Here is an 18,845-nt window from a genome sequence, read left to right as displayed (position 1 = left end):
AGCTCAAGAAACCAAGGCTTGACCGATCAGAAGGGCTGTTTTATAATTCAACCGTTGAATATTAGCAGGTGATTATGCCGCTTTCTTCTGAATCAACGCGCGATTTGATTATCCTGGAGCACATTGAGCAAGATCCGGATGCAACTCAAGCCTCACTGGCTACGCGTTTAGGCGTCGCGGTAGGGACGGTTAACTGGCACCTCAAACGCCTGATTGCTAAGGGGTATATCAAAGTGCGGCGTGTAGAGCGCCGCAAATTACGTTATTTGATCACGCCGGAAGGGGTGGCATTGCGCACCCGCTTGACCCTGGATTATATCCGCGATTCATTTCAACTTTACCGCCAAGTGCGTGAGCGCGCCCTAACGGTGATCGTAAAGGTGCGTGAGAGTGGCTATTGGGCGGTGCGTCTAGAGGGTGAGGGTGAGGTAGCCGAGGTGTGTCGCCTTACCTGCCTCGAACAAGGTCTGACTTTGGTAGATAATGGTCGCGCGCCGGTGATCCGGGTGCACAATTTGACCATTCAACTTGATTTTCCGAATGAGGCCGCTGATGAGTATTGATTCGTTTTGGAGGAAGCGTTTCTGCGTAACAGGGGGTGCCGGCTTTCTGGGCTCATTTGTTGTGGATAAATTGCGCCAGCGTGGGGCAACCGAAATTTTTGTCCCTCGCAAGCGTGAATATGATTTGGTGGATCCGCAAGCCATCCGACGGATGTTGGATGACGCCCGCCCGGATGTGATTATTCACCTGGCTGCCCATGTAGGGGGGATTGGTGCTAACCGCATGCATCCGGCGGAGTTCTTTTACGATAATCTGATGATGGGCGTCCAGTTGATGCACCAGGCATGGCAGCGCGGGGTGGAGAAGTTTGTCGCTATTGGAACCGTGTGTGCCTATCCCAAATATACCCCGGTGCCCTTCAAAGAAGATGACTTGTGGAATGGTTATCCAGAAGAGACCAATGCCCCTTATGGCTTAGCGAAAAAGATGTTGCTCGTGCAGGCACAGGCTTACCGTCAACAATATGGGTTCAATGCGATTTACCTGTTACCGGTCAACCTCTATGGCCCACGGGATAACTTTGACCTTGAGACTTCCCATGTCATCCCGGCCTTGATCCGCAAGTGCATTGAAGCCCAAGAGCAGGGGTTACCCGAGGTGGTGGTTTGGGGGGATGGTTCACCAACGCGTGAGTTCCTCTTTGTGGAAGATGCCGCTGAGGGCATCCTGCTGGCCACCGAAAAGTACAACGGCCCCGAGCCGGTGAATCTGGGTTCTGGAATGGAGATCAGTATTCGCGACCTGGCGGAGATGATTCGTCGCTTGACCGGTTTCGAGGGACGTCTGGTGTGGGATACCAGCCGTCCTAATGGCCAGCCGCGGCGAGCCTTGGATATCAGCCGGGCGGAAAAATACTTTGGTTTCAAAGCTCAAACGCCTTTTGAGGAAGGGTTGCGACGAACCATCGAGTGGTATCGTCAGAATCGTGAACGTGTGCGCGGCGTTGTTGCCAGCGCCTGAGACGGGTTGACGTATGGCCTTAAGAGAACAAACTGCGGTGACAATCATTCGCCCCTCGCGAGGGTGGGCTGCGCTTGACCTGCGTGATCTGTGGTTGTATCGTGAATTGATTTATTTCCTTACATGGCGTGATCTCAAAGTGCGCTATAAACAAACCCTGCTGGGGGCAGCCTGGGCCATTTTACAGCCCTTCTTGACCATGGTGGTTTTCACCATTTTTTTCGGAAACTTTGCTAAGGTTTCATCGGAAGGGTTTCCTTATCCGGTGTTCTCGTATGCTGCGTTGCTGCCCTGGGGGTTGTTCTCGAAGGCCCTCAACGATGCCAGTCGGTCTCTGGTGGGCAATAGTCATATGATCACCAAAATCTACTTTCCGCGCTTAATCCTTCCCCTGTCCTCGGTGTTGAGCGGGGTGGTAGATTTTGGAATTGCCTTTCTGTTCCTGTTAGGAATGATGGCGTTTTATGGCCTCTATCCTACGTGGGGGATCTTGCTGCTCCCCATACTTCTCCTCCTGGCACTGGTCACGGCGTTGGGGGTGGGGTTGTGGCTCTCTGCCCTGAATGTCTTATATCGTGATGTGGGGTATGCTTTACCGTTCCTGACCCAGTTGTGGATGTTCGTCTCCCCAATCATTTACTCCATCAATACCGTTCCAGAACGGTGGCGGTTGGTGTATGCACTTAACCCCATGACCGGCGTGGTGCAGGGATTTCGGTGGGCACTCTTGGGTAGTCAAACCGATCAATTAGGGCTGATTCTGGCGATCTCGAGCGCCACGGCCATTGTGATGTTGATCAGCGGTTTGTTCTATTTTCGGCGGATGGAACGCCTTTTTGCTGACCGCGTTTGATGAATCGGCGGGAAGAGGATGTATGAGTCGTTACGCCATTCAAGTTCGAGACCTGGGTAAGCAATATCGCATTGGCACAATAGTTACCCGTTATCCTACCCTGCGCGAAGCGTTGGCGGATCGGGTACAGGCGCTCTTTCACCGCAATCATCGGGCTGATGAAACCATTTGGGCGTTGCGGCATGTGTCCTTTGAGGTTGAACATGGCAAGGTGTTGGGGGTAATCGGGCGTAACGGCGCAGGAAAGAGTACTCTGCTCAAGATTTTATCCCGGGTTACCGAGCCTACTGAAGGTGAAGCCGAGATCCGTGGGCGCGTGGGATCGTTATTAGAGGTCGGCACAGGCTTTCACCCCGAGTTGACCGGACGGGAGAACATCTATCTCAACGGTGCCATTCTGGGCATGAAGCGGTCTGAAATTGACCGTAAATTTGACGAGATTGTGGCCTTTGCCGAGGTGGAGCCCTTCATTGATACCCCGGTCAAACGCTATTCAAGCGGCATGTACCTACGCTTGGCATTTGCGGTGGCGGCTCACCTGGAGCCCGAAATCCTGGTGGTAGATGAGGTGCTGGCGGTGGGCGATGCGGAATTTCAGCGCAAATGCCTGGGTAAGATGGGAGAGGTAGCGCGCGAGGGGCGCACGGTGCTCTTTGTGAGCCACAACATGTCGGCCATCTTGCGCCTCACTGAGGAAACCTTGGTGCTGGATAAAGGGCGTCTGGTCATGCGAGCTCTGACTCCCGAGGCGGTGGACTATTATCTCTCGCAGGGTTTCTCACAGACCGGGGAGCGGGTATGGCATGCGGAAGAGGTACCGGCATCGGCGGCGCCGTTTCGCCCAATTGCCTTACGCATACGCAATGCGCAGGGTCAAGTGGTGGATACCGTGCGTTCGGTAGAGCCCAGCGTGATCGAGATTGAATATGAACTCAGTGCGCCGATTGCCGCCCTGCGGGTGGGTTTTTACCTGATGAGCACACGCGGTGAGTATGTGTTTACGTCCTTTGATACCGATGACCCGGAGCGGTTCGAACGCTTCTCGGTTCGCCCGGCAGGGCGCTATATTAGTCGGTGTTTATTACCCGCAAATCTCCTCAACGAAGGGCGCTTTGTAGTGGGCGTCAATGCCAGCGCCTATCGGGTGCGACGTTATTTTCAAGATGAACAGGCGTTGACCTTTACGGTGGATGCCACCGGTGCACCAGGCACCCAATGGCCTGAGCCGCGTCTGGGGGCGGTGCGTCCCCGTCTGGAATGGCAGGTTGAGGTTGTTTGAGATGAAAACCAATGGCAAAGAATTACTAAAAGAGGTATTGGGCAGTCTGCCATTTGCGGCAGAATTGTACTGGATGGTGCGGCAGGGCGGCAACAAACCGATTCAAAGTCGCTTTGTGTTGCGCAACTTACAAAGCGCTCTGCCCCAAATCGTTGCCCAGGCGCAAACTCTACGAGCCAAAGCCTCTCCAGGGCGCGAGGTGTTTATTTTCGCCACCCTCCATTATTGGGTTGAACATGCTACCTTATTAGCGGTTTCGTTGGCAGCCCAGGGACATCGGGTGACCCTGGCGTTCTTGCCTTATGGCGACTGGTATACGCCGATCAACCGCTTTGATCTGCGCCGCCAAAATGCCTATGCGCGCAAAGTGCTCTCAGTGGCTGAGGGGCTGATTAACACCGTTTCTTTTGTCACCTTGCGGGCGCCCTACACCCATCTGGCGCACGAACTCGAAGAAGCGGTGCGGCAGGTGTCGGTTTTTGACACACAGTACACCTTGCAAGTCGAAGATATTGATCCTCAGAGCGATCTTTATCGTTTGCGCTACTTGCGTAATAAGGATGTGGCTCAGGCGGCGCTGACCTGGCTCAAACAGCATCGTCCTGATGTGGCCATTATTCCAAATGGCACCATCCAGGAATTAGGAGTCGTTTATCGCGTAGCGCGTTACCTGAAGATTCCGACGGTAACCTATGAATTTGGTGATCAACGTCAACGCATCTGGTTGGCGCAGAATGCCGAGGTCATGCGCCAGGAAACAGATGCTCTGTGGCAAGCACGCAAGGATATCCCCCTAACCGAGGATGAACTGGAGCGGATGCGTGCGCTATTAATGGCACGACGACGTGCCACGCGGTGGGAAAACTTTGCCCGCTTATGGCAAGGGGTGCCGGCGCAAGGGGGTGCGCAGGCGCGTGCTGCATTGGGGTTGGATGAGCGTCCGGTGGTGCTGTTGGCAACCAATGTGTTGGGTGATAGCCTGACCTTAGGGCGCCAGGTGTTTAGTAAAACGATGACCGAGTGGATCAGCCGCACCGTGCAGTATTTTATGGGACGCCCGGATGTACAGTTGGTCATTCGGGTGCACCCCGGTGAGGTATTGACCCGCGGTCAGTCTATGGTGGATATTCTCCACCATGTTTTGCCGCGCTTGCCGGAGCATATTCGTTTGATCCGCCCCAAAGATCCAATCAACACGTATGATTTGGTTGAAGTGGCGGATTTAGGGTTGGTGTACACTACCACGGTTGGGTTGGAGATGGCCATGCATGGCCTGCCGGTCATTGTGGCTGGACAAACCCACTATCGTCAACGCGGCTTCACGTATGATCCCGATTCCTGGGTCAGTTACTTCAAGTTGCTGGGGCAAATTCTCGAGAATCCGGCGGCCTATCGCCTGAGCCGCGAGCAGATTCAGCGTGCCTGGCAATACGCCTATCGCTTCTTCTTCGAGTATCCGCAACCATTCCCCTGGCATTTGGTGCGCATGTGGGAAGATTACCAGGCGCGACCGTTGGCTGAGGTGCTGGAAGGCGATGAACGTGATCTCTATGCCCCAACCTTTCAGTACCTGGTTGGTGAGCCCATTGAGTGGACTGTTTCACCCCAGATGGTGGCTTACAACGCGCGTGAGGGTGCCAATGCATGAGTGGACCTGGCTCGGTTAAGCAGCAGGTACAACAATTCTACGATCAAGTGGGTTGGCAGCAGGTCGCTGAAGGCGTTTATCAGAATATGCGCTACGAAGACCTACGCCCGGTCTCAGAGGAATATCGTCATCGCTGCCACCTCCGAGTCGGGCATTATCTGGCGCCACAAGGTCGCTTCTTGTTAGATGCTGGCTCTGGCCCGGTGCAGTATCCTGAATATTTGACTTATTCTCATGGATATACCTATCGGGTATGTGCTGACCTTTCGCTGGTTGCTCTTAAGGAGGCACGGGCGCGCTTGGGCTCGCATGGGCTTTATGTGGTGGCTGATGTGGCTAACTTGCCCTTCCGAAACGAGGTGTTTGAAGGAGCAGTCTCTTTACACACCTTTCATCACCTTCCACTTGAGGAGCAGGAACAGGCTTACCGTGAGCTCTACCGGGTTTTGAAACCGGGCGCGACGGGCGTTGTGGTCAACGGCTGGACGGATTCCCCTCTGATGCGTCGTTTTGAACCCCTGTTGCGATTAATGGAACGAATAACAGCCCGTTGGGGACGGTCGCCAGCCCCATCTCATGCCCAGAATAACATGAAGGCCACTGTGCCATCCCCGAGCGGAACGTTTGTGGAAAAAATGACCCCGACTTGGCTCAAAGCACGCATCGGTGCTCACATCCCTCTCGAAATCCGGGTATGGCGCAGTGTGAGTGTGAGGTTCCTGCGTGCGATGATCCACGAACGCTTGCTGGGGCGCTTTTGGCTGCGTTTAATGTTTGCCTTGGAAGAACGTTTTCCTCACTACTTTGGTGAGAACGGCCAATACCCTATGATTATCCTACGTAAACCACAATAAGGAGCGTACATGAACTGGTCGGAGAAAGTGGTTCTGGTAACCGGAGGTACCGGGTCTTTTGGCAGAAAGTTCGTCCAGGTGATGCTGGAAGAATACCATCCGGCCAAGATCATCGTATTCAGTCGGGACGAACTCAAACAGCATGAGATGCGCGTAAGCGGTTTTGATCACCCCTCTTTGCGCTATTTTATCGGCGACGTGCGCGACTTGCAACGTTTGCGGCGTGCCTTCGATGGAGTGGATATTGTTGTGCATGCCGCGGCGTTGAAGCAAGTGCCGGCATGTGAGTACAACCCCATGGAAGCGATTAAAACCAACATTCTGGGGAGCAGCAACGTCATCGAAGCGGCACTGGATGCCGGGGTAGAGCGCGTCATTGCGTTGAGCACGGACAAAGCTGTCAACCCGGTTAATCTCTACGGTGCCACCAAATTGGCCGCCGAGAAACTTTTTGTTCAGAGCAATGCCTATGCTGGTGGAAAAGCAACGCGGTTCAGTTGTGTACGTTATGGAAATGTGGTTGGAAGCCGTGGGAGCGTGGTGCCGGTTTTCCTGCGTCAGCGTGAGAGCGGGGTGCTGACGATTACCGATGAACGCATGACTCGCTTCTGGATTTCACTGGATCAGGGGGTGCGCTTTGTGATCCATTGCCTAGAGCAAATGATGGGGGGAGAAGTGTTTGTCCCCAAGATCCCCAGCATGCGCGTGCTGGATTTGGCACGGGCGATTGCGCCCGAGGCGCGATTAGAGGTCATCGGTATCCGTCCCGGGGAAAAATTGCACGAGGTTTTGATTTCCGAGGATGAAGCCCGCTCAACCGTGGAACTCGAAAACATGTATGTTGTGCAACCGGTTGAAGCATTCTGGTTTGGGCGCAAGTGGGAAGGGCGCGGCAAACCTCTTCCCGATGGATTTCGCTATGCCAGCAACACCAATGATGCTTGGCTTACGATTGAGGAACTGCGCCAAATGATCGCACCGCTCGAAGCGGAGTACTTGCAAGGGAAACTGCTATGAAACGCTGGCTGGTTACCGGCGCAAGTGGATTGCTAGGCTTAAATTTCGCGGTGCACTTTGCCTCACACCTGGAGATCATCGGTGTGGTCAACCATCATCCCTTACGTAGCCCGCCCTTTGAAGCCGTTTCGGTGGACCTTACGCGCCTAGAAGCACTGCCTGATTTGATTGAGAAATTCAAGCCTGAGGTGATCTTACATGCAGCTGCCTTGGCCAACCTGGATGTGTGTGAGCAGCAGCCCGATTTGGCTTGGCGTCTGAACACGGAGGTGCCGGCAGAATTAGCCCGTTTGTGTGCTCAAAAGGGCATCCGGTTGGTGCACATTTCAACCGATGCGGTTTTTGATGGTCAACGGGGCAATTATACCGAGGAAGATCCCCCCAATCCTCTGAGCACGTACGCGCGGAGTAAGTTAGCTGCTGAACGCTATGTGCAGGAACTTTATCCGCAGGCTTTAATCGCCAGGGTGAACTTCTACGGGTGGAGCCTGCAAGGGCGACGCAGCCTGGCAGAGTTTTTCTTTTATAATTTGAGTCAGGGACATCGGGTCAACGGGTTTATGGATGTGATCTTCTGTCCTCTGGAAGTGACCCAATTGAGCGAGATTCTTGTGGCTTTGGTGGAGCATGAATGCCAGGGGCTCTATCATGTCGTTAGTCGCGAGTGTTTGAGTAAATACGCCTTTGGATGTGCTTTGGCGGAACGCTTTGGCTTGGATGCAGGGTTGATTACACCAATTTCGGTCCAGCAAGGGCAGTTGCGAGCTCCACGTGCTCCGAACCTGACGTTATCAACGGCAAAACTACAGGCCGTTTTAGGCGAAGTACCAGGGCAAAAGGAAGGTTTAGACCGGTTCTATCATCACTATCGGGGGGGACGTGCCGCCTACCTGCGCGCTTTAGCCCTCGAGGTTGAAAACCCACGAGTCTGAAGTCTAACCGAGGAGGATCGCTATGGATATTCAGATTGGTCAGCGCTGGATTGGGGAGAATCACCCCACCTATTTTGTGGCGGATATCGCCGCTAACCATGATGGCAGCCTGGAACGAGCGAAAGACCTGATCCGTTTGGCCAAAGAAGCAGGCGCCGATGCAGCCAAATTCCAAAATTTTCATGCGCCTAAAATCGTCTCAGATTATGGTTTTCGCGCTTTAGGATCGCAACGTTCTCATCAAGCCAAATGGAAGAAATCGGTTTTTGAGGTGTATCAGGATGCCTCCATCCCCCTGGAATGGACCTATGAGTTAAAAGCGGTGTGCGACGAGGTGGGGATTGATTATTTTTCAGCACCTTACGATTTTGAGTCCATTGATTTTTTAGAGCCTTTCATGCCGGCTTACAAGATCGGTTCCGGGGAAATTGATTGGCTAGAAGCCTTGGAGCGCATCGCAAAGAAAGGAAAGCCGGTGTTGTTGGCTACCGGTGCAGCCAATATTGGTGAGGTGCAACGAGCTGTCCATACGATTCTCAAACATAACTCGCAATTGGTGCTGATGCAGTGTAACACCAATTACACCGGTAGTCGTGAGAATTTCAAATATGTTAACCTGAATGTCCTCAAGACCTATCGGGTGATGTTCCCGGATGTGGTCTTGGGTCTATCAGATCATACCCCTGGGCATGCTGCCGTTTTGGGTGCGGTGGCGTTAGGTGCACGGGTTATCGAGAAGCACTTTACCGATGATAATACCCGTGAAGGCCCTGATCACCCCTTCTCGCTCACCCCGGCGGCATGGCGCGAAATGGTCGAACGAACCCGGGAACTAGAGTGGGCATTGGGTTCGGCCGACAAGGTCGTCACCGAAAACGAGCAAGAAACGGTGATTTTGCAGCGCCGTTGCTTGCGTGCTGCCCGTGATATCAAAGCGGGTGAAGTCCTGACGCGGGAGATGATTGACGTCCTGCGCCCGGCGACACCCGGTGCCATCTTGCCACCCGATATCGAACGGGTCATCGGCACCCGCGCATTAGTGGATATTCCTTACGGCAAAGAACTACGCTGGACGGATTTGGGAAGTTAGGTGGCCCGTGTTCTTTACTTCAGCCGCGACTATACGCCGCACGACCATCGTTTTCTCTCCGCGCTGGCAGCAACACCCCACCAGATCTACTACCTGCGCTTGGAGCGTGGGGCGCGGCAGTTGGAAGACCGTCCCTTGCCCGTAGGGGTAACCTATGTGCCTTGGGCGGGTGGGGTGAAACCCTTTACCTGGGCGGCTGTGCCAGCTCTGCTGCGGGATTTTCAGCGAGTGATAAATGAGATTAAGCCCGATTTGATCCACGCTGGGCCAGTGCAAACCGCTGCGTTCCTGGCGGCATTGAGCGGTTTCCATCCGTTGGTGGTCATGTCCTGGGGTTCAGATTTGCTCCGTGATGCCTATCGCAACCGCTGGTGGCGTTGGATTACCGCGTTGACCCTGCGTCGGGCAACGATATTGGTCGGCGACTGCCGCGCGGTGCAGAATGTGGCGATGTCCTTTGGAATGGCGGCGGAACGAATTGTGCTTTTCCCCTGGGGAGTGGATTTGCGCCACTTCAGCCCCGGCGAGGATAGCGGTATGCGTGCGCGCCGCGGTTGGCAGGATAACTTTGTCCTACTCTCACTCCGTTCGTGGGAGCCCATTTATGGTGTGGATGTGGTGGTGCGGGCATTTGCTGAGGTCGCACGCAATCTACCCGAAATCCGCCTTTTCCTCCTTGGCAGTGGTTCCCAGGCCCCACTGATCCAAAGATTATTGTATGAAAATGATCTATTGGATCGGGTATATCTAGGCGGCCAGGTGGGGTATGAGCGGTTGCCCTCTTTTTATCGCGCTGCAGACCTCTATCTCAGCGCTTCACATAGCGATGGATCTTCAGTGTCGTTGATGGAAGCCCTGGCTTGTGGCTTACCGGCGGTGGTCTCGGACATCCCTGGCAACCGCGAATGGGTAGTGCCGGGGGTACATGGGTGGTTGTTTCCGGATGGCGATGCGCATGCGCTGGCGGAGCGCATTCGGGAAGCATATAATCGGCGCGATGTATTGATGGAAATGCGGCGCCAAGCGCGTTTTCTAGCTGAAGAACGGGCAGACTGGGAGAAGAATTTTGCGCGGTTACTGCAAGCCTATGACCTGGCCTGGCAGATTGCCGCAAGGTGAGAAAGGATGCTGGGTTCCAACCGTAACATTGTCGCTATTCTTCAAGCGCGGATGAGTTCCAGCCGTTTGCCCGGCAAGGTGTTGCTCGATCTGGCTGGGCGTCCTGTTCTGGCTTGGAGTGTTGAGCGTGCTCGCCGTTCGCGCTACGTTGACCGCGTGATTGTGGCGACGACAACCGAAGCCGCAGATGATCCAATTGTGGCATTTTGTCAGGCGCGCGGTTACCCCTGGTGGCGCGGTCATCCTTATGATGTGCTAGATCGCTTCTATCAGGCAGCGCGCCATTTTCAGGCTGATATAATTGTGCGGCTCACGGCGGATTGCCCATTGATTGACCCGGAATTAATTGATGCGACGGTGGAAGCTTTGCTTCACCGGGGTGCTGATTTCGCTGCTAACCGCTTGCCCCCTCCCTGGCGGCGTACGTATCCAATTGGTTTGGACGTTGAGGTATGCACGTTTAATGCCTTAGAACGGGCCTGGCGCGAAGCCACGGCACCGCATCAACGCGAGCACGTCATGCCCTACCTTTATGAAGTGGAAGGGCGGTTCAGCACAGTGATCCTCAATGCCGAAGCGGATTATGGGCAGGTACGATGGACGGTAGATACACCACAAGACTTGGAGGTTGTGCGTAAATTGGTTACCTTGTTGGGAGAACGGGACGACTTTAACTGGCGCGAAGCCTTAGCCCTATGGCAGACTCACCCTGAACTGGCAGCGCTCAATGCCCAGATTCGTCATCACACCTATACCGATGTGGATGAGCGTTTTGGGGGTGGAGATATCCCCGAATTGGGAGTCTCAGCGTGACCTTGCTTACCCTCTTTACCACCCCAAAGCCATTTACCGATCCTCACATTGCGCGAATTCAACGCAATGCCCTGCGCTCGTGGCGGGCGCTCGGAACCGAAGTTGAAATTTTTCTAATTGGGGATGAGGCGGGCGTGGCCGAGGTGGCCCGTGAGTTGGGTATCCGACATATCTCTGAAGTGGCGCGCAACGCTTACGGGACACCGTTGATACCGGCGCTCTTTGAGCAAGCGCGTCGAAACAGCACCAGCCCTCTGTTGGCATACATCAACGCGGATATTATACTAACCCCTAGTTTTGTTGAGGGGGCGCAACTTGTATCTCAGAAAATGCCGCGGTTCCTTATGGTGGGACAGCGCTGGGATTTAGACGTGCAAGAAGACCTGTTGTTTGGTCTGGGTTGGGAAGCAGAATTGCGCCAGCGCGTACAAGAACGCGGGCGGCGGCATCCCCCGCGGGGAAGCGATTATTTCATCTTCCCACGCGATTGTTTTCGCAATTTGCCCCCGTTGGCAGTTGGTCGGGCGGGATGGGACAACTGGATGATTTACTATGCCCGTCGCCAGGGTTGGCCGGTGGTGGATGCTTCATCGTTCATTTTTATCGTACATCAAAACCATGACTATCGTCATTTACCGGGGGGACAACCTCACTATCGCCTTCCTGAGACAGACGAGAATGTTCGTCTAGGGGGTGGGCGACGCACGATCTTCAACCTCATTGATGCCACCCATGTGCTCACGGTTGATGGCTTGCGGCGCGCCCCGCTTTCGTGGCTAAAGTTCTGGCGCGAGGTGGAAATTTTCCCGCTTATCTACTTACGGTCACGCGTATTGGGGTGGCTGGCTTTTGCGCTCTTTCATCCCCGCAAGGCTTATTATGAGGCTTATGCCTGGCTGGCGGCGGTGACACATCCTTGGCGTAAACGTGCGCCGAAGAACGGATGACTTAGCGCTGAGGGGTGAGGGTAACCGGAACAGTCGGTGTGACTGTCGGCAAGAGCATTGGGTTGATGGCATAAATGCGCAAGCGGCGAAAACTGACGGAGAGGGCAGAATCACCTGCAGCACGGGCAAAAACGCCAATCCGCCCGCTGGCAAACACCGGATCACGTAGGTTGATTTCTTCGAATCCGTTAACAAACAGGCGGAGGTGTTCCTGATACAACCAAGCAGCCAAACGTGTCTCAACCAAGGGGTTGACCTGAATCTCGCCCAGTTCGATCCAATCACTTAGGGGTAGGTTGCGCCCACTTTGCAAGCGTTCTAGGCGCATTTGTCCCTGGCAAGTGATCACCCAGCGATACGCGTTGAATTCATCGGCAGCGCGAAGTAAGAGGCCAAACGTATCCTGCCCCTGACATAAGTTGGGCTGTAGACTTAATTCGAGATAGGCATTACCGATTTCGGGAGCGTTTCGCAAACTGGTCAGATACCCTTTAGCAGCATTGACGGCCAGGGTCAGTTGGTGTTGTTCATGGGCGGCACTGCCAGTGGCATTACGATAGGTTTGCCAGGCACCGGGGGATTCAAAATCATCGCTCAGCACCAGATCGCCTAACGCCAGAGCAGGTGTTGGGGTTGGAGAGATGACGCGGGTAGGTATTGGCGTGAAAGTTGCGGTTGGAGGAAACCACACTGGTGAGGGGCTCGGTGTGGTTGTGGGGGGTAAGGATGTCGGCGTTTCGGGGAGGGTGACTGAGGGGGGGCTACACCCGGCGCCAACCACAAGCAACAACGTTACGATGAAGAGGGAGCGCGCCCATGATGTCATGGGGTTACTTCGACCACCTGACTGCGTTCAGGGCCAACCGAAACCCGCCGCACTGGCACGCTGCACAGTTCTTCGATGCGGCGCACATAAGCGCGGGCAGCTGCAGGCAGGTCATCCCATCGGCGCACGGTGGTGACATCTTCCATCCAGCCCGGCAGTTCTTCATAAACTGGCTCAAAGGGTTCAAGATGGGCGGGACCCAACGGTAAGTCCTGAAGGGTTTGACCATTATAGCGATAGGCAATACACAGACGCAGTGTGGGGAGTCCGCTTAGGATATCCATTTTGGTGATCATGAGTTCGGTAACCCCATTGACGCGCACGGCGTAACGCAACAGGACGCCGTCTAACCATCCTACCCGGCGCGGGCGTCCGGTGGTGGTGCCGAATTCATCCCAGGGATTCTTGCCCGTCCCACGCAAGCGCTCGGCGGTCTTGCCGAAGACCTCGGTTGGGAAGGGGCCGGCGCCAACGCGGGTTTGGAAGGCTTTGGTGACGCCGATCACCGCACGCACCGGGACGATGCCCAATCCTAAGCCCAGGAGAGCACCGGCAGCCGTAGGGGTCGAACTGGTTACATACGGGTAAGTACCTAGATCGAGATCCAACAGCGTGCCCTGCGCCCCTTCCGCCAACACCTGTTTGCCCAGGCGTAAGGCTTGGTGGAGTTCCATCCCTACATCCGCAATGTAGGGCTGTAACTGGGTGGCATAATGGGTATATTCACGCACTACGGCTTGAACATCCAAGGGATCAGCCTCGTAAATGCGCATGAGCCAAGTGTTGATCGTGGCCACATGATGCTCGAGTTTCTCGCGAAACGTGTCCAGATCTAACAAGTCCTCCATCCGTAAGCCATGGCGGGCGGCTTTATCGGTGTAAGCAGGGCCAATACCCCGCCCGGTGGTGCCAATTTGTCCGCTTCCCCGCGCTTGTTCTTGGGCTTGATCTAGGGCCCGATGGGCAGGTGTGATCAAGTGGGCGGCAAAAGAGATGCGCAATCGTTCAGGGGTGATGCTGACGCCAGCGGCTTTGAGGTTTTCTATCTCCTGAACCAGAGTGGCCGGGTTGATAACCATACCGTTTCCCAGGATTCCAATCGTATGAGGGTGAATAATTCCAGAAGGGATCAGGTGAAGGCGAAAAGTGTGCCCTCCCACATTGACCGTGTGCCCGGCGTTGTCGCCTCCGTTGTAGCGTGCAACCAGGTCAGCCTGAGCAGCTAGTAGATCCACAATACGGCCTTTACCTTCGTCCCCCCATTGGGTTCCGATGACGATATCCAGTGGCATACCTCAGCCTCCTCGGTACGAAAAGACCCTACCCTCGCAAATGACTTTTAACCAATTATACCTGCAGCCCGGGCTTGACGCATTCCCTGCTTTTCTTAAGATTTGCGTGCTATAATGAAAACATGATATCTGCAGGCTTGTGGTTATGCCATGGCGGAGAGCGTTTTAGTATTAAATGCGAATTTTGAGCCGATTAACGTGTGCAATTTGCAGCGGGCGATTGGTCTCATCCTAACCAACCGGGCCACACTGGTGCTGAATGGTCGCGGTGAAATCCACACGGTCAATCGTGTCTTTCCGCGTCCCTCGATTATTCGCTTGCAGCATATGGTTCATCGCCCGCGTCCTAAGGTCAAACTGACCCGGCGCGAAATCTTTCGGCGTGATAACTATACCTGTCAATACTGTGGTCGGCATACCAATGAGTTAACTGTGGATCATGTGATCCCACGTCATTTAGGCGGGCAGCACACCTGGACTAATGTGGTTACGGCTTGTGCGGCTTGTAATCACCGTAAAGGGGGGCGAACTTTGGCTGAGGCAGGGATGAGACTTTTACGCCAACCGACGGAGCCACCCAATACGGCGCTTTATATCTTTGGCCGCCACCTCAACGAGTATGCTGAGTGGGCGCCGTTCCTGTCGGGGTGGTGATTTTTGTTGCTCTACACCACAATCTGGAGTAAGTCGTGGGCCAGATAAACGGGACCGCCAAACGCCTGTCGCGCCTGGGCGATCCAGGCTTCCGGCTGGCTCAAGGGAGGGGTGTGGATAAGATAGAGCGCACCTGCACCAGCCTGGGTGGCGATGCGTCCGGCTTGTTCGGGTGAGGTGTGTCCTGGCCCTTCGCCAGTGGCCTCGTGTAAAAGCACGTTGACCCCCTGGGCTAGGTGGATGATGTTCTCACACGGTTCGGTATCGCTAGAGTAAGCGATGCTACCGGTAGCCAGTTCGATGCGTAACCCTAGAGTGGGCAAAAAGTGCTTAACAGGCGCCGAATATACCCGCCATAGGGGGGTGTCTATGAAACGGATCTTCTCATTCTCGGGCAAGGCAATAAACTCAACCGGGTAAAACCCCGGCCATTTTTCCCATTCATAAAGGTGCATCATGCCTTGCAAACGCTCGATAGCATGGGTTGGTCCGAAAACCTTGAGTGGCTCTTTACGCCCCAACAGCCAAAGATCCATCAGGAGCAAGGGGGCACCGGAAACATGGTCAGGGTGAAAGTGAGTAATGATGAGAGCATTGATCTGATGCCAAGAGAGACCAGCGCGCGTCAGGCGGGCAATAGGATTGCCTGGTGCATCAATTAGCAGAATCTGATCCTCCTCAACGATGGCCAGATGGGTGTTTTCACGATGCTCATCAGCGATGGCATAAGCCGAACCGAGAATAACAATGCGTGCCATGGGTGCTCTCTCCCTTTTATGAAAGACGATTTTTCAGAACTGGTAAAGTACACTTATCGGAAAAGCAATTGAAGCAGAATGCGCGGGGTAATCCAGGCTTCGATGCATGCGGCAATGATCAGTAAGGGGATGACCGTTCCGATCATGACTTTAAGCCACTGTGCAAGGCTTTCCAATAAAGCGGCGCTAAAGGTCTTGCCCCTTTGAGGGGTGATCATTCCCAGGCCGATTTCCAGGGTGGCGGCGGTAGCCAGCCATAGCGCTGGAATTTCAAAGAGACCATGAGGAAGGATCGCGCCGAAGATAAAGACCCCAACGGGGAATCCATTGGCGCTTAACGCCTGGGTCAGGAAACCTAATGCACCCATCGTGGCTAACATGGGCAGGACGCCTAATACACCGAAGGAGAATACCCCCAGAATTGCGCCCAATAGCAAAGCCCGGAGATTCTGCCATAAGATAGCCATTGGCGGATAGGGGGAGCTTAGCGGCCAAAGCGTGGTCAGTTGGGCCAGGCTCTGGTTGACTTGAGATTGTCCAAGATCCAGTTGGAGAGGAAACTGGGTTGCATAATGCATGCCCAAACCGATGCCTACCGCTCCCAGGATGGCGGCAACGAGCAGAGACCACCGCATGCGGGCCAGTGTGCGAGGTATTTCGATCCGATACCAGGTGCTTAGGTGGCGTGCTTCACCTTGCAGGTGGTGTAAAAACGTGTGCCAGATCCAGGATATATCCAGGGTATCCAGTTCACGCCCTAATAGTTCTTCGCGCTGGAAGTGTGCTAATCCCACTCTGACCAACAGGATGGCGAGCACAAACAAACCCAAAACAGCCCACCACAGGATACCATTTTGATGCCCCCAGAACATAATCGCCGTTTCGCCCTGAATGAGCAGGGCCATTGGGATGACGATAAAACTAGCCAGCAAGTTAGCTGCCCGTACCGATGTGGCCTGGCTGGAGGCGACCACTGCTCCGCTAACCATCACCAAAGCGTGGAAAATGGTCAGGCAAAACACTTGAAGCACCACTTCAAAGGGCGGCAGCGTGACGCGATTTAGTGCTAATCCCAGGATATAAACCCCCATGCCCAGGAAACTGGCCAGCAATGGTAAAACCGTAGAAGAAAGTAGTTTCCCGGTGTAAAGTTGCCAGTCCTCAAGCGGCGTGCTGAGCAGGGGTTCAATGCTTCCTCGTTCCTTTTCGCCCACAAAACTTTCCAGGGCGATGACCAGCGAGATGGAAATAGGGAAGAAGCCAACCACCAGCATCAGGAAGGGCACCAGGCGTTCCCCGACTAATTCTGCTCCGTACCGGCGCACAAAATCAAGCATTTGCTGGGCAAAGAAGTTCATCAGAAAGGGGAAGAACGCGGTTAAGAAAAGGACAGGGGTCAGAATGCGCCAATCGCGGAATTGATCGCGAACCTCGCGGCGTGCAATGACCCAAATGGGGTGTAAGTCTTCATGGTGTAGCATGGGCTTCCTCCAGATCCATGCTTACAGCCCGCAGGTAGGCGTCTTCAAGGGAACGCGGCAGTTCGGAGAAATAAAGCAAGGGGGTGTTGAGTTGGGCAAACGCAGCAAGAAGATAAGGATTGCTCTGGTGCGGGTTCTCGATACGGAGATGAATCCAATCCACGCCCCGAGCGATAAGTGTGACACCGTCAGGAAGGAAAGGAAGATCACTTTCCCAAGCCTGGGCAAAACGAAGTTCAAACACGGGCGCTCCCAGCAGGTGTCGTTTTAGCGCGTCGGGGGTATCGTTGAAAAGAATGCGCCCACGGCGAATGATGGCAATGCGGTCGGCCAGCATTTCGGCTTCGATGAGATTGTGGGTGCATAGGATGATGGTATGGTTGGCGCGGCGCAATTCGCGGATCGTCTCGCGCACTATACGCGCATTTTCAGGATCCATGGCTGAGGTGGGTTCGTCCAGCAGCAATACCGGGGGTGCATGAAGTAAAGCCCGCACCAAAGCCAGTTTTTGGCGCATTCCTTTCGAGTATTCGCCGATGCGTCGGCGGGCTACGCTGGCTAATCCAAATTGTTCTAATAGGGTATGCACGCGATGGTGTGTGGCGTTCCCCTTCAAGCCATAAAGTTTGGCAAAGAAGTAGAGATACTCCTCACCAGTCATGCGAGCATAAAGGCCATGTTGTTCGGTCAGTACCCCCACATTGGCGCGCACTTTTTGGGGCTGGCGCACCACATCGTACCCGGCTACGGTGGCCCATCCGCGGGTAGGGCGTAGGACTGAGGTCAATAGGCGCACCGTGGTAGTTTTGCCAGCACCGTTGGGTCCAAGGAGCGCCAGTACCTCGCCCGCCCCAACGTGGAGGTTAAGGCCATCCACAGCAACGAAATCGCCAAAGACTTTGCTCAGATCTTCGGTCTGGATCATCCCCCTGCTCTCTTTCGTCTAGGATGTTGATTGGGAGGATTGTGGGCGATGACGCAGGAAGAGGGTCAAGCTAGAGGCAAAGGCAACGATGGCCATCAGGGTTTGATTAATGTTTAATCCGGCTACTGGGGATGGATCTAGGCGTAGAAATTCCAATAAGAAGCGCCCGATCGGGTAGACGATTAGATAAACCAGGAATAAATCACCGGGCTTGCGCTGGTTGGAGAATCGTTTCTCAACCCACAGGATAATGCCGATGTTCATCAGATTCCACAGCCCCTCATAAGCGAAAAGAGGGTGATAGTAAGCCTGATCCATAAACTCGGGCAAGCGATGGGCCGGGTCAATGTAAATTGCCCAGGGCAAATTAGTGGGCATACCATAGAGTTCCTGGTTGAAAAAGTTCCCCAGACGGCCTATGATCTGTGCCAGTGCCAATCCAGGCGCGATAATATCGGTCCAGGTAGCGAAGGACATGCCATGTTTACGGGTGTAGAGGTAAAGCGCAATGACCCCACCGATAACGGCGCCGGGTATACCCAAACCACCGTGCCAGATGGCGATAGCATCCAGCGGGTGGGTTAGGTAATACCAGGTAGTAATGCCCTGTTTGACCAGAGAAGCCGGCGGAGTCAGAATGTGCCACAGGCGTGCTCCGATGACCCCGGCGATGAACACCCAGAATAACATATCCCAGGCGGCGTCGGGATTTTCGCCGTAGCGCCGGGCGCGTCGGCTGGCGATCCAGGTGGCCAGCATTGCACCCCCTACGATCAATAAACCGTAAAATCGAATGGTTAATGGGCCGATATTAAAACCAGAAGGCATAGGTG

General features: G+C 54.5%; 19 protein-coding genes. 13 read left to right on the top strand and 6 right to left on the bottom strand.

The features are described from left to right. Window positions 1-74 precede the first annotated feature (74 nt). Genes AC01YT_RS08500 through AC01YT_RS08445 form a run of 12 tightly spaced genes read left to right on the top strand, consistent with a single transcriptional unit; the run spans window position 75 to window position 12,076 of the window. Window positions 75-563, top strand: coding sequence for a winged helix-turn-helix transcriptional regulator (locus AC01YT_RS08500; protein ID WP_476674522.1), 489 nt, complete (start codon window positions 75-77; stop codon window positions 561-563). After that, window positions 553-1,524: a GDP-L-fucose synthase family protein gene (locus AC01YT_RS08495; protein WP_476674520.1), complete on the top strand. Its 972-nt coding sequence runs from the start codon at window positions 553-555 to the stop codon at window positions 1,522-1,524. The genes AC01YT_RS08500 and AC01YT_RS08495 overlap by 11 nt, the downstream gene beginning before the upstream one ends. Before the next feature lie 13 nt (window positions 1,525-1,537). Continuing rightward, entirely contained in the window at window positions 1,538-2,377 is an 840-nt protein-coding gene (locus AC01YT_RS08490) for an ABC transporter permease (RefSeq protein ID WP_476674518.1), read from the top strand. Window positions 2,378-2,399: 22 nt separating this feature from the next. Continuing rightward, on the top strand, window positions 2,400-3,656 hold the full coding sequence (locus AC01YT_RS08485; RefSeq protein WP_476674516.1) for an ABC transporter ATP-binding protein: 1,257 nt from the start codon (window positions 2,400-2,402) through the stop codon (window positions 3,654-3,656). Between the two features lies 1 nt (window position 3,657). Beyond that, the gene (locus AC01YT_RS08480) at window positions 3,658-5,304 is read left to right on the top strand and encodes a hypothetical protein (RefSeq protein ID WP_476674514.1); all 1,647 of its coding nucleotides are present in this window, start codon (window positions 3,658-3,660) and stop codon (window positions 5,302-5,304) included. Then, window positions 5,301-6,158, top strand: a complete 858-nt coding sequence (locus tag AC01YT_RS08475; protein ID WP_476674512.1) for a class I SAM-dependent methyltransferase — start codon at window positions 5,301-5,303, stop codon at window positions 6,156-6,158. Before AC01YT_RS08480 ends, AC01YT_RS08475 begins: the two co-directional genes overlap by 4 nt. Before the next feature lie 9 nt (window positions 6,159-6,167). Further along, complete coding sequence (gene pseB / locus AC01YT_RS08470; protein WP_476674510.1) at window positions 6,168-7,175, top strand: UDP-N-acetylglucosamine 4,6-dehydratase (inverting); 1,008 nt, start codon at window positions 6,168-6,170, stop codon at window positions 7,173-7,175. Further along, window positions 7,172-8,107, top strand: a complete 936-nt coding sequence (locus AC01YT_RS08465; RefSeq protein WP_476674508.1) for an SDR family oxidoreductase — start codon at window positions 7,172-7,174, stop codon at window positions 8,105-8,107. Before pseB ends, AC01YT_RS08465 begins: the two co-directional genes overlap by 4 nt. 22 nt (window positions 8,108-8,129) lie before the next feature. Then, window positions 8,130-9,197 carry an N-acetylneuraminate synthase family protein gene (locus AC01YT_RS08460; RefSeq protein ID WP_476674506.1) on the top strand — a complete coding sequence of 356 codons (1,068 nt, stop codon included), beginning with the start codon at window positions 8,130-8,132 and terminating at the stop codon, window positions 9,195-9,197. After that, window positions 9,198-10,316 (top strand): glycosyltransferase family 4 protein, encoded by a 1,119-nt coding sequence (locus tag AC01YT_RS08455; protein WP_476674504.1) that lies wholly within the window; start codon window positions 9,198-9,200, stop codon window positions 10,314-10,316. Between the two features lie 6 nt (window positions 10,317-10,322). Next, window positions 10,323-11,129 carry a cytidylyltransferase domain-containing protein gene (locus tag AC01YT_RS08450; protein WP_476674502.1) on the top strand — a complete coding sequence of 269 codons (807 nt, stop codon included), beginning with the start codon at window positions 10,323-10,325 and terminating at the stop codon, window positions 11,127-11,129. Further along, entirely contained in the window at window positions 11,126-12,076 is a 951-nt protein-coding gene (locus tag AC01YT_RS08445; RefSeq protein ID WP_476674500.1) for a hypothetical protein, read from the top strand. Before AC01YT_RS08450 ends, AC01YT_RS08445 begins: the two co-directional genes overlap by 4 nt. Window position 12,077: 1 nt before the next feature. Here AC01YT_RS08445 and AC01YT_RS08440 read toward each other — a convergent pair whose 3' ends face one another. Both AC01YT_RS08440 and AC01YT_RS08435 read right to left on the bottom strand, forming a co-directional pair. Beyond that, window positions 12,078-12,902: a hypothetical protein gene (locus AC01YT_RS08440; protein ID WP_476674498.1), complete on the bottom strand. Its 825-nt coding sequence runs from the start codon at window positions 12,900-12,902 to the stop codon at window positions 12,078-12,080. Further along, entirely contained in the window at window positions 12,899-14,194 is a 1,296-nt protein-coding gene (locus AC01YT_RS08435; protein ID WP_476674496.1) for an adenylosuccinate synthase, read from the bottom strand. Before AC01YT_RS08435 ends, AC01YT_RS08440 begins: the two co-directional genes overlap by 4 nt. Window positions 14,195-14,344: 150 nt before the next feature. Between AC01YT_RS08435 and AC01YT_RS08430 the strand changes: the two genes are divergently transcribed. Next, entirely contained in the window at window positions 14,345-14,848 is a 504-nt protein-coding gene (locus AC01YT_RS08430) for an HNH endonuclease (RefSeq protein ID WP_476674494.1), read from the top strand. Window positions 14,849-14,859: 11 nt separating this feature from the next. Here AC01YT_RS08430 and AC01YT_RS08425 read toward each other — a convergent pair whose 3' ends face one another. The 4 genes from AC01YT_RS08425 to lgt are packed head-to-tail and all read right to left on the bottom strand — an operon-like array spanning window position 14,860 to window position 18,840. Then, on the bottom strand, window positions 14,860-15,606 hold the full coding sequence (locus AC01YT_RS08425; RefSeq protein ID WP_476674492.1) for an MBL fold metallo-hydrolase: 747 nt from the start codon (window positions 15,604-15,606) through the stop codon (window positions 14,860-14,862). Between the two features lie 53 nt (window positions 15,607-15,659). After that, entirely contained in the window at window positions 15,660-17,087 is a 1,428-nt protein-coding gene (locus tag AC01YT_RS08420; protein WP_476674490.1) for a stage II sporulation protein M, read from the bottom strand. Beyond that, window positions 17,074-18,012, bottom strand: coding sequence for an ABC transporter ATP-binding protein (locus AC01YT_RS08415; RefSeq protein ID WP_476674488.1), 939 nt, complete (start codon window positions 18,010-18,012; stop codon window positions 17,074-17,076). The genes AC01YT_RS08420 and AC01YT_RS08415 overlap by 14 nt, the downstream gene beginning before the upstream one ends. 18 nt (window positions 18,013-18,030) lie before the next feature. Continuing rightward, window positions 18,031-18,840, bottom strand: a complete 810-nt coding sequence (gene lgt, locus AC01YT_RS08410; protein ID WP_476674486.1) for a prolipoprotein diacylglyceryl transferase — start codon at window positions 18,838-18,840, stop codon at window positions 18,031-18,033. Between the last annotated feature and the right edge of the window lie 5 nt (window positions 18,841-18,845).

The sequence above is a fragment of the Thermanaerothrix sp. genome (genome assembly GCF_056331585.1).
Note: the sequence above shows the minus strand (reverse complement) of the source record. Positions and strands in the feature narration are given on the sequence as shown.

Excerpts from the sequence above, each read along its gene's own strand:
- AC01YT_RS08500 (WP_476674522.1), top strand. The coding sequence starts at position 75 with ATGCCGCTTTCTTCTGAATCAACGCGCGATTTGATTATCCTGGAGCAC.
- AC01YT_RS08495 (WP_476674520.1), top strand. The coding sequence starts at position 553 with ATGAGTATTGATTCGTTTTGGAGGAAGCGTTTCTGCGTAACAGGGGGT.
- AC01YT_RS08490 (WP_476674518.1), top strand. The coding sequence starts at position 1,538 with ATGGCCTTAAGAGAACAAACTGCGGTGACAATCATTCGCCCCTCGCGA.
- AC01YT_RS08485 (WP_476674516.1), top strand. The coding sequence starts at position 2,400 with ATGAGTCGTTACGCCATTCAAGTTCGAGACCTGGGTAAGCAATATCGC.
- AC01YT_RS08480 (WP_476674514.1), top strand. The coding sequence starts at position 3,658 with ATGAAAACCAATGGCAAAGAATTACTAAAAGAGGTATTGGGCAGTCTG.
- AC01YT_RS08475 (WP_476674512.1), top strand. The coding sequence starts at position 5,301 with ATGAGTGGACCTGGCTCGGTTAAGCAGCAGGTACAACAATTCTACGAT.
- pseB (WP_476674510.1), top strand. The coding sequence starts at position 6,168 with ATGAACTGGTCGGAGAAAGTGGTTCTGGTAACCGGAGGTACCGGGTCT.
- AC01YT_RS08465 (WP_476674508.1), top strand. The coding sequence starts at position 7,172 with ATGAAACGCTGGCTGGTTACCGGCGCAAGTGGATTGCTAGGCTTAAAT.
- AC01YT_RS08460 (WP_476674506.1), top strand. The coding sequence starts at position 8,130 with ATGGATATTCAGATTGGTCAGCGCTGGATTGGGGAGAATCACCCCACC.
- AC01YT_RS08450 (WP_476674502.1), top strand. The coding sequence starts at position 10,323 with ATGCTGGGTTCCAACCGTAACATTGTCGCTATTCTTCAAGCGCGGATG.
- AC01YT_RS08440 (WP_476674498.1), bottom strand. The coding sequence starts at position 12,902 with ATGACATCATGGGCGCGCTCCCTCTTCATCGTAACGTTGTTGCTTGTG.
- AC01YT_RS08435 (WP_476674496.1), bottom strand. The coding sequence starts at position 14,194 with ATGCCACTGGATATCGTCATCGGAACCCAATGGGGGGACGAAGGTAAA.
- AC01YT_RS08430 (WP_476674494.1), top strand. The coding sequence starts at position 14,345 with ATGGCGGAGAGCGTTTTAGTATTAAATGCGAATTTTGAGCCGATTAAC.
- AC01YT_RS08425 (WP_476674492.1), bottom strand. The coding sequence starts at position 15,606 with ATGGCACGCATTGTTATTCTCGGTTCGGCTTATGCCATCGCTGATGAG.
- AC01YT_RS08420 (WP_476674490.1), bottom strand. The coding sequence starts at position 17,087 with ATGCTACACCATGAAGACTTACACCCCATTTGGGTCATTGCACGCCGC.
- AC01YT_RS08415 (WP_476674488.1), bottom strand. The coding sequence starts at position 18,012 with ATGATCCAGACCGAAGATCTGAGCAAAGTCTTTGGCGATTTCGTTGCT.
- lgt (WP_476674486.1), bottom strand. The coding sequence starts at position 18,840 with ATGCCTTCTGGTTTTAATATCGGCCCATTAACCATTCGATTTTACGGT.